The sequence below is a fragment of the uncultured Porphyromonas sp. genome (assembly GCF_915070105.1).
Taxonomy (GTDB): domain Bacteria; phylum Bacteroidota; class Bacteroidia; order Bacteroidales; family Porphyromonadaceae; genus Porphyromonas.
In genome coordinates this window covers 29,496-39,627 of the sequence record NZ_CAJZFJ010000011.1, presented here as the reverse complement: position 1 = coordinate 39,627, position 10,132 = coordinate 29,496, and the positions used below count along the sequence as shown (strand labels likewise).

The 10,132-nt window shown below is 52.2% G+C and carries 6 protein-coding genes and 1 tRNA gene; 5 read left to right on the top strand and 2 right to left on the bottom strand.

Features of this window, described 5'->3' with window-relative positions; all coding sequences use genetic code 11:
• The 3 genes from QZ554_RS02200 to QZ554_RS02190 all read left to right on the top strand — a co-directional run.
• Nucleotides 1-974 (top strand): FRG domain-containing protein (locus QZ554_RS02200; protein ID WP_297193990.1); only part of this gene is annotated, 974 nt, incomplete at its 5' end.
• Nucleotides 975-1,048: 74 nt separating this feature from the next.
• Nucleotides 1,049-1,621, top strand: a complete 573-nt coding sequence (locus QZ554_RS02195) for a hypothetical protein (RefSeq protein WP_297193988.1) — start codon at nucleotides 1,049-1,051, stop codon at nucleotides 1,619-1,621.
• A gap of 110 nt (nucleotides 1,622-1,731) precedes the next feature.
• Nucleotides 1,732-1,815, top strand: a tRNA-Leu gene (locus tag QZ554_RS02190).
• A gap of 397 nt (nucleotides 1,816-2,212) precedes the next feature.
• On the opposite strand, the gene QZ554_RS02185 is transcribed toward QZ554_RS02190, so the two are convergent.
• Together QZ554_RS02185 and QZ554_RS02180 are read right to left on the bottom strand one after the other, a co-directional pair.
• Nucleotides 2,213-2,341, bottom strand: coding sequence for a hypothetical protein (locus QZ554_RS02185; protein WP_297193986.1), 129 nt, complete (start codon nucleotides 2,339-2,341; stop codon nucleotides 2,213-2,215).
• 36 nt (nucleotides 2,342-2,377) lie between these two features.
• Nucleotides 2,378-4,363: a hypothetical protein gene (locus QZ554_RS02180; RefSeq protein ID WP_297193984.1), complete on the bottom strand. Its 1,986-nt coding sequence runs from the start codon at nucleotides 4,361-4,363 to the stop codon at nucleotides 2,378-2,380.
• A gap of 1,486 nt (nucleotides 4,364-5,849) precedes the next feature.
• Here QZ554_RS02180 and QZ554_RS02175 point away from each other — a divergent pair.
• The gene (locus tag QZ554_RS02175; protein WP_297193981.1) at nucleotides 5,850-8,393 is read left to right on the top strand and encodes a hypothetical protein; all 2,544 of its coding nucleotides are present in this window, start codon (nucleotides 5,850-5,852) and stop codon (nucleotides 8,391-8,393) included.
• Between the two features lie 37 nt (nucleotides 8,394-8,430).
• Nucleotides 8,431-10,131, top strand: coding sequence for a tetratricopeptide repeat protein (locus QZ554_RS02170; protein WP_297193980.1), 1,701 nt, complete (start codon nucleotides 8,431-8,433; stop codon nucleotides 10,129-10,131).
• The last annotated feature ends 1 nt before the right edge of the window (nucleotide 10,132 follow it).

Sequence of the window (10,132 nt, the reverse complement as noted above, 5' to 3'; positions counted from 1 at the left end):
AGACTGGTACCGAAGTCTTCTACCGGGGACATGCAGAAGAAGGCTGGGATCTGAGTCCCTCAATCTTCCGAGCATCCGAAGAAAGAGGAATAAGGAATGAACATCTGCTATACCGTGATATGGTGGCTCGTTTGCCTCAGACTTTCTCTGGTTGCCAATCAGCTCTAGACTACCTGGTTCAGATGCAGCACTATGAGCTTCCGACTCGCCTTCTCGACGTAACGACAAATCCCCTTGTTGCTTTGTACTTCGCCTGCCAGGTTTCTAATGAGGAACGTGGAAGAGTTTATTTGTTTTCTGTTCAAGAGGATAGGATAAAGCATTATGATAGTGACACAGTCTCTATCCTAGCGAATCTTGCAAAGTGTAGCTATAAAGAGATAGAGATCCCTCTCTATGAGAAGGGTGTTTCCTTTTACGAAGAACTTGAATCGTCAGTAGAGCACCCAACAAAACCTATCCCGAACCCAGGGGCACGCCCAACTGAGATTTGGGAGTATATACTCTCAAATATGCCGGCACATAAGGTTCATTCTGATTATTTGAAGTGGTTTAATGAACAAGGTCCCATTCAGATCTTACTTCATCAGATTAGAGCGGAGAAGCCTCATTTCCAGCCACTGATTCAGCCTTGTGAGCTAGCAAATATATTCTTAGTTAAAGCCAAGTATGGTAACCCTCGTATAATCAATCAAGCAGGAGCGTTCTTTATCTTCGGTCTTGGATTTAACTCCGGTATGGAATCTGAGGGGCAACTTTTAAGGTTGGTCAAGGGAGATGAGGACAGGAGTCGAGAAGATAAGAGGATATACGAGATGCTCCCATCGGAATGGATTAAGCATGAAGTCTTTATTCCTCATACTAAGAAGGCGGACATCCTTAAGGAACTAGCACAGCTTGGAATTACCGATTCATATCTCTTCCCAGAGGTAGATAGGTACACGAGGGAGCTGAAGAAGCGGTATAATCTATAAGTTAGGCCTTCTCTCTCTACCTTTTCCCTCGGGAGTAAAAGCTGTACCTTTGCGGGGAATGAAGCTTAATAGAGATGAATAAGGATCAAGAATACTTAGAGCGGTACACGGACGAGCTAGAGGGACTCCTCTTGCGTTTGGCGCAAGAGGAGGGCTTGCTCGGCAAGCAGTTCCTCGAGACGGAGGACCTGACAGAGCTTTACCTCGATGTCGTGAAGCCCTACCTTGGGGATGCCGTACCGGACTTCGAGCAGTATCCGCTGGTATCGCTGGGGTGGATTGCCTTCGTGGGAATGGCTCTGGCGGTGCAGTGGGATGCAGACTGGGAGCATTATGGTGCCTTAGGAGGCGAGCAGCTCTATCTCCAGCTACGTCAGCCTAGGGGCTGGGATGAGCTCGATGAGTATGTCACGCAGGAGGTCTTGGGGCTAGAGGCTGGTGGCGAGGAGGAACGTCGCTATACGAACTTCCTTCGTCGAGCAGCAGAGCAGACGCATAGTGCGCTGATGCACGAGCAGGCAGAGCCGTCGAGCCCGCTAGCCTTCCGCCTCTATACGCAGAGCCTGTATGTGCTCTATCGGCTGGGGATAGCCCTTGGGCTAGCCTTCCTGGGCTACCGCTATGAGCGGACAGCCTTGCCCAACTAGGGGCGAAGGCTGGGCTTGGGAGCTTGATTCGGCTACTCCCCCCTTAATATAAAGGTGGAGAGGTACGGAGAAAGGGGAATTTGTAGTATCTTTGCGCCCAGATCCACTATGCCCAGATGGCGGAATAGGTAGACGCGTTGGTCTCAAACACCAATGGACGCAAGTTCGTGCCGGTTCGATCCCGGCTCTGGGTACATGGGATAGACATCCCGATACCATATCTTATCCTTTATTCCCAGTGCTCTACAGGTAATCTACCGGTGAGGGTACTGGGAAGTTTGTTTTATATTCTTTCTGAGCCTGCCTGTTTAGTATTAGGTTGCGTAGGCAAGTGAACAGGCCTAGGGTATACCAGCGGTATTAGTGACGCAGCCTCCTGCAGGTAATAGCGCCCTAGTCATATTAATTTATAGCCCTAAAGGCAGGACTATAGGAGCTAGGTCGCATAAAAGTCTCTAAGGAGGGACATACAATCCGGATAATAGCTAAGATTTCCTCCCTAGCTGGCTGAGCTGGGGCAAAAGAGTAGGGGAGAGCCACACCCTAGGTGTGGCTCTCCCCTATTTCGTTGTGTCAAGGTCTAGACTTTAGCTAGAGCTCTCCACCCTCCTCGAAGTCCTCGAATCCCCCCTCAGCCGAGAAGGAGACTAGGATAGAGAGGGGCTGACATGGTAGTGTGATCACCTCTATCTCGGGGCGTTCGTATGGAATCTGTTTCATAATCGTATCGATAAATAAATGAGAGATGAGATGTGCTTAGTCGTTCTGTTGGTAGTTCTGGTAGTCCTTGATCAGACGGACACTGGCATGTCCATCCTCAGGTACGCTACCGAGATTCCCAGAGAAGGTAGGAGCTAGGATACCGGCATTGTATCCCTTCTTTTTATTCACCCAGTCCTTGTAGTCAGTATAATACTTAGCACCAGCAATTACACGATACTCTGTCCCTGCTGCCTTTGCGCTACTCTTGGTTCCTAGAGTACTAGTCCAGTACGTCCCCCAATTGCCTACTCGATAAGGGTTGTTGATATCCTTCTGAGCTTGAACTAGCCAGGTGTTAGTCCCCTCATCATATACCCCAGGGAAGTATCCACCTGCGAAGGGCAGGTAGCGTACGACCTCTTCGGCGTCAGGTGTATTCCACCACTCTTCCTTGGCTATGTCTGCGATTTTGAGGGTTGAGCTAGGCCCAAGGTAGCGAGAGCGGATGCAATAGATATACCCTGTAGGATCAGAAGGGTTCTGCTTTACTTCATAGCGAAATGCCGACAGGTGGGCACTTGTTGACTGATACTCATCAAGTCCCTTAAAGCGTAGACCATAGAATATGTTTGTTTCGTTGTTGCTATTTAGAGGGCCTCGGTAATAGTCGGCTTGGACTTTCCCCTTAGCTGTGGTATGGAATATCCCACGCAAGGGTTCGTCCTTAGTCGAGATGCTAAGACCTAGCGGATTGGGGAGCGAAGCATTAAGGTGTCCAATGATCATCTGCCATTCCAGTTGGTTGGGGAGGTGGTAACCAGCCCGACTGCTAGCTATGCTCTGTGCAGCAGCATAGGTGTACATCTGACGCCCTAGGTTGGAGTGGTTGGTGGCTAGCTTGGGAGCCACTCCTTCGTAGTTATACTCATCTAGGAGCTCTAGGATCATCTGGGGGCGATCCACTGTCACTGTGAACATGTAAGAGGCACCTCTCTTCAGCTCCTTGGCTGGAGTGTTTGAGGGCATACTTGCTGAAGTCTTACCTGGAGTTGCTGACACGGTGGCCATATCTCTGACGCTCCAGTTATTGGGCTTGAACGTGCCTCCCGTCTCCTGATCAGGATATACCCACAGTAGATAGTAGCCATTATCGTTGCCCTTAGGTTGGATCTCTGGAGACTGCGGAAGCGAAACAGATCTAGTCCCTGTTCTCTCACTTGTATAGCTGGGCTTAGTGTTGCCCGTCCCAGGGAGAGAGAAGGTCACGGAGGAGCTAACACCATTTAGGTCAAAGCCGAATCCTCGTACCTGGACTGATGCATGGGCCAGATTGTTTCTGACACGGATACGAAGGAGTGTACCGACGGGCTTGAAGGTCAGAGGTGACAGAGCCTGTGCTATACCAGTTGCATTCCCCCCCTCTTGCCAGATACTTAGGGGTGTCCAGTCTGAGACATAGGGGATATCTTTGAGCTTAATCTTTTTGCCTTCCTCTATTCGGGGAAGAGTCTTTCCGCCCCCGCTCTTCAGCTCATTGCTGAATCGTATACGTGAATTGTTAGTACCTGACCCTCCTAGGTGCTCTCCACCAAAGACCACGAGTAGATACCATTTCTCCCCTTTCGTAAAGCCATATTTATTCTCTTCGGCATTCCCTCCCTTATGCTGGCTCTGAGTGAAGAAGTCTACTTCGGAGTTTGCTCCTCTCAGGACTTCCAGCTTACCATTCTCCTTTCCGGTAAATTTAACAGAGCCATAGTAGCACTGTTCCTCACCTTCTTTTCTCAGGAAGCAACGGGCTTCGTATTTTTCACCTTTCTTTATGTCTACCTTGAGAGCACCCTTCGCTCCAACCTCAAAGTCTAGATCGAAGTCACGTAGCTCTGGGATAGTACCCTCAGCCTCTAGATTGAGCGTGAAGGCAAGCCGCTCCTCGGGTACAGGGGGTGTATTGGGCTCTATAGGATCTCCCTGTGAGTTACAAGAAAAGAGGGAGAGACCTAAGGCAAGGCAGAGCCCTAGCCTAATCTGTGATTTCATAATTATGTATGTTGTGTTATTAAAAAATGTGTGTGCGTGAGCCTCAGACACACCCCTCTCACTAGGTGATAGGGGCCTCTATGCTCGGTGTGTACTGTGTATATATGTACAGACCAGCCTATCGGTGGACATTAGTCTCGACAGGGAGGCGTACAGAGAGGGAGAGAGGGCATACTGCCTCTGTACCAAGATGCACCCCCTCTAGGGAGAGTGGATTGTGCCCTCCCGTAGATGCTGATAAGATGAGGATGAGTACTTGGCGTATTCATTATCGTGTGTGGGGTGATGTGTGTAGTGTCACCAGTGCAAAGGTACGAAATAATAATAATATATTAACATCCTTCGTGTCTTTCCCTCCCTATCGCTAACTCTCTTTTATCCTAGTGTCTACACAGGCTAATCGGGGAGAGGGAATGCCCTCGAGGGAGAAGGCCTTTAGATGCAGTCTATGTAGGGCATTCTGAGAGGGCAAAAGTTAACATACCGAGAAGGCTTGATCGAACATATAATGAACGCCCCAATCACCTTACATAGGTGATGGCAGCGTTCATACCGAGTCCGCCTAAGGGCTCTCGGTATGTTCACTTTTCCCCTCTCGGGATGCTTGATATAGAGTTGGTTATAGAGGGCGATTTTCGGGTGTTTGGTCTTTGGTATCAGGGCGTGGCTAAGAGACCGATCCATCCCACCCCCTTGTTCCCAAGGTGTCTTCAGCCTTTCACCCTTATGAGGTATGTCCATGAGACTTTCTCTGTACGGCTCTCTATCGTTAGGGTCTCTTTTCCTTTTCTCCTTCTCATGGGATGCTAGGCAGGAGGCACCACCTATCGGGCTCTCTAGCCCTATTGTATCAGAGCCTACGCATGAAATCACTATAGAGCTGGGGGGCAAGGTAGCCGAGGAGCATACATACACAAGGTAGAAGTATCTGAGTCCTAGGTGTAGACATACCGAGCGTATCCCTACTACCTAGGAGGGGTGAGTGTACACGTGTGTATACCACAGTGTACCCACGTGTATACAACTGTGTACCCACGTGTACACTACCTCGCTCTCGGTATGTCCTCGGTAGGCACTCTTATTTAGCTCCTCTTGGGGCTAACACCTAGGTGTTCTAGGGATAGACCAGGCTCCACTCGGATATGAGAACTAATATCCCCAAAGAGCCATAGAGTGGAGTGTACGAAAGAGATCATGCGCGCCCCGCCTCATTCTATCGAGGCACTATACCTATAATATATAATATATACGCGCGCGCGAAGGGAGGCTGGAGAGCTCGTGGAGAGGCGAAGGGGTGAGCTCGATCGCTCATGGTGTATATAGGATATGTCGTATGCCAGGGGGAGTGGCTTTTTCTCTTTTTATCGTATCGCCTTCGGGGGTAGTGTAGAGTGACTTAGGGCTAAGGGTACGTTAAGTGAGGGCTTTTTGGTAACTTTGGAGCATCGTGTATAAATCATTTGCAAGGATAATTAAAGATAAATACGTGAAACCTAAGATACAAATCTCCACACAGTCTCTGCGTGAGCACCTCCCGAAGGTTGGGGGGATCCTCATCCTGTTTGTTTTCCTCGCTCTTGCCTACTTTGTCCCTGCTGTCTTCGAGGGTCGTGAACTCTTCCAGCAGGACGTAGCGGGTGCCAGCGGGAATGCCTCCGACGTACACCGCTTCGCCGAGGCCACAGGAGAGGTCTCCTACTGGACGAATAGCCTCTTCGGAGGGATGCCGATGTATCAGATCTCACCTTCCTATCCTTCGCTCTATGTGATCAGCAAGGTGCAGAGCATACTGACGCTCCAGTGGCCCTTCTGCCTACTGCCTGGATATAGCTGGTTGCTCTTCGCCATGCTGGGTGGCTTCTACCTCTTCCTTAGAGCTCTACGTCTCGGGCGGCTACCCTCTGTGCTGGGTGCCGTGATGTGGACGTTCTCGAGCTACTTCATCATCCTCGTGGTGGCAGGGCATATCTGGAAGCTCATGACACTGGCCTTCATCCCTCCCACCATCGCTGGTATCATCTACACCTATCGGGGACGCTACCTGCTGGGGGGGGCGCTGACGGCGCTCTTTGCCTCGCTACAGATCTTGTCGAACCACGTGCAGATGAGCTATTACTTTGCCTTTCTCATCCTCTTCCTCATCCTCGGCTACCTCTGGGAGGCAGTGAAGGGACGTCAGCTACGTCGCTTCGTCTTCGCTAGCCTCGTCACGCTGGGCTCGGGGCTGATCGCCCTCGGTATCAATAGCTCCAACCTCTACCATACCTATGAGTATGGCTCAGAGACCATCCGTGGGGGGAGTGAGCTCACGACGAGCCCCGACGATAAGATGGCGGGCAAGGCAGAGGCTACGGCCACTGGTCTAGACAAGGACTACATCACAGCCTGGAGCTATGGCAAGGGCGAGACCCTTACCCTGCTCGTACCGAATGTCTATGGAGGGGCAACGGGTGCTCTCGGGGAGAACCTCTCCGCTATGGAGCGTGTGCCAGCTGACTATAGGCAGATCATCGGTGGTCTGAACCACTACTGGGGGGATCAGCCCTTCACGGCAGGCCCCGTGTATGTGGGAGCCTTTGTCCTGCTGCTCTTTATCCTCGGGATCTTCATCGTCCAGGGGCCCCTGAAGTGGGCTCTGCTCGGCGGGACACTCTTCTCGGTCTTCCTCGCTTGGGGACACAATATGATGTGGCTGACGGATCTCTTTATAGACTATGTGCCTCTGTATAACAAGTTCAGGACGGTGTCCTCGATCTTGGTCGTAGCGGAGTTCACGATACCTGCACTAGCTGTTCTCGCCCTCATCCAGTTCGTACGTGAGCCTAGAGCCGTGCTGCAGAATAAGGTTGCCCTCTGGGTGAGCCTTGGCCTGACGCTTGGTCTCTCCCTCATCTTGGCACTCATCCCAGGTACGTTCTTTAGCCTCATGAGCGATCAGGAGCAGGATATGTTCCGTCAGGCGATGGGCAATAGCCAGCTCCCCATACCGAGCATTATGGCCAGCCTCAAGGATGCCCGTGCGAGCATCGTCTCATCGGATGCCTGGCGTAGCGTCTTCGTCCTCCTGCTCTCGCTAGGGGCATGTGCCCTATATGTGTGGGGCAAGATCAAGTCTCCCGTCCTCTACATCCTCATCGGCGTCATCACGCTCGGTGACCTATGGCTCGTGGACAAGCGTTACCTGAACGATGAGCACTTCATCGACAAGGCTCTCGTAGCCCAGCAGGCTAAGCCCATCACCGATGCCGACCGTCAGATCCTGCTGGATAAAGACCCTCACTACCGAGTGATGAACCTCTCGGTCAATAGCTTCAATGACGCTACGACCAGCGCCCATCACCGCAGTGTCGGTGGCTATCACGCTGCCAAGCTCCGCCGCTATCAAGACCTCATCGAGCACCAGCTATCCAAGCAGAATATGGAGGTCTATAATATGCTCGACACTCGCTACTTCATCCTCCCGGATAATGCCTCGGGTAAGCTCCATGTAGAGTTCAACGAGGAGGCTTTCGGCCCTGCTTGGTTTGTCGATCAGATCCAGTGGGTGAAGAACGCCGATGAGGAGATGAAGGCACTCGAAGACACACCCCTTCAGGATAAGGGGATCGTGGACGAACGTTTCCGCCCGATGCTGAAGGATTATCAGCCCCTCGCAGCCAATGATACGGTGATGCCAGAGCCTATCGTCGAGCTACGTAGCTACACACCTAATAAGGCTACCTACCGCACTACTACTACACACCCCCGCCTCCTCATCTTCTCTGAGGTCTATTACCCTCATGGCTGGAAGCTCATGCTCGATGGAAAGCAGGAGCTCCCTCTGATACGAGCTGACTACGTACTGCGTGCAGCTTACATCCCAGCAGGGACACACGAGCTAGAGATGACCTTTGATCCATCCTCCATCCACCGCACCGAGCTCATCGCTGGGGTCAGCACGGCTCTCTTGATCTTGCTCCTGGTCGGCGCGCTACTCTCTGCTCTCTTCTTCCCTAGGCCTGCCGAGGGTGAGGAGGGCTCTACACACTAGCTAACTTAAATATTAACTCCATAAATACTATCAACTAATGATCAAGAACGTAATCATCACAGCTACGCTCTCCCTGACAGCACTCGTCATCCTGAGTAGCTGTGGAGCTAAGTTGCGTCCGCTCACAGCTGATCAGGCCAAGGCTGAACCTCAGCCCCTCGAGCTCGTCGGAGGTAAGGTACCCGGTACAGTGCACCTCACCTTCCCAGCTAAGTGGTTCCCCAAGAACGCTGAGCTGACTGTCATCCCTGTCATCCGCTACCAAGGCGGTGAGAAGTGGGGAGCAGAGACGACCTTCCAGGGTGAAAAGGTACAGGGCAACGAGCGGGTAGTCCCCTACCGTGAAGGCTCCAACTCTACCGTTACCTTCTCCATCCCTTACCAGCCTGCTATGGCCAAGAGCGAGCTCTATCTGAGCTTCAAGGGTAAGCAGGGCAAGAAGATCGTCCCACTGCCTGACCTCAAGGTCGGTGATGGTGTTGTCGCTACCGAGGCACTCGCTACCATCGCTGGTGTCACCCCAATGACCGCCCCTGATGGCTTCCAGCGTATCATCCAGGAGGCCTATGATGCCAACATCATGTTCCAGATCCAGCAGGCGAATGTCCGTGCCACTGAGCTGAACAAGGATGAGGTACAGGAGTGGCAGCACACCGTACAGAACGCCAAGGAGACCACCAATCAGGAAGTATCCGTAGAGGTACAGGCCTATGCCTCTCCAGATGGTGGACAGGAGCTGAACGAGAAGCTCAGTGCCTCTCGTGAGCGCAACACGACCTCTGCCCTCAAGGGTCGCTTCAAGAAGGAGAAGCTCCAGGATGTCGCTATCGATGCCCACTACACCGCTCAGGACTGGGAGGGCTTCAAGGAACTCGTAGAGAAGAGCGACTTCCAGGACAAGGACCTCGTCCTACGTGTCCTCAGCATGTACCCAGACCCCGAGCAGCGTGAGCGTGAGATCAAGAACATCTCCAGCGTCTTCAGCAAGCTCGCAGAGGAAGTCCTACCTAAGCTCCGTCGCTCTCGCCTCGTAGCTAATGTCAAGATCATCGGTCGTAGCGACGAAGAGATCCAGAAGACACTCAAGGAATATCCTAGTGCCCTCTCCGTAGAGGAGCTCCTCTATGCCGCTACGCTCATCGACGATCCTCAGCAGCAGGAGAGCATCTACAAGATCACCGTGCAGAAGTATGGCAACGACTATCGTGCCTACAACAACCTCGGCTCTATCTACCTCCAGCGTGGCGACTACGCTACGGCTAAGTCTTGGTTCGAACGTGCCCTACAGAAGAAGGACAACGCAGAGAGCAAGGTCAACCTCGGTCTGCTCGCCCTCAACGATGGTGACGTCGCTAAGGCTACCTCGCTTATCGCTCAGGGTAGCACGCTCCCAGGTGTTGGTCAGGTGCTCGGTTACCTCTACCTAAGTCAGGGTGACTATGCTAAGGCAGAGACTACCTACGGCGACTACGCTAGCAACAACGCTGCTGTCGCTCAGATCCTCAACCGCAACTACAGCAAGGCTCTCGCTACGCTCTCCGCTGTAGCTAAGCCTAATGCGCTCACAGAGTATCTACGTGCCATCATCGGAGCTCGTACCAACGATGCATCCTCGGCAGTAGTTGCACTACAGAAGGCTGTCGCTCTCGATCCTAGCCTCAGGACACAGATCGCTAACGACCTAGAGTTCGCAGGCCTTCGTGGTCGTGCAGACTTCGCTGCGATCGTATCTCGCTAAG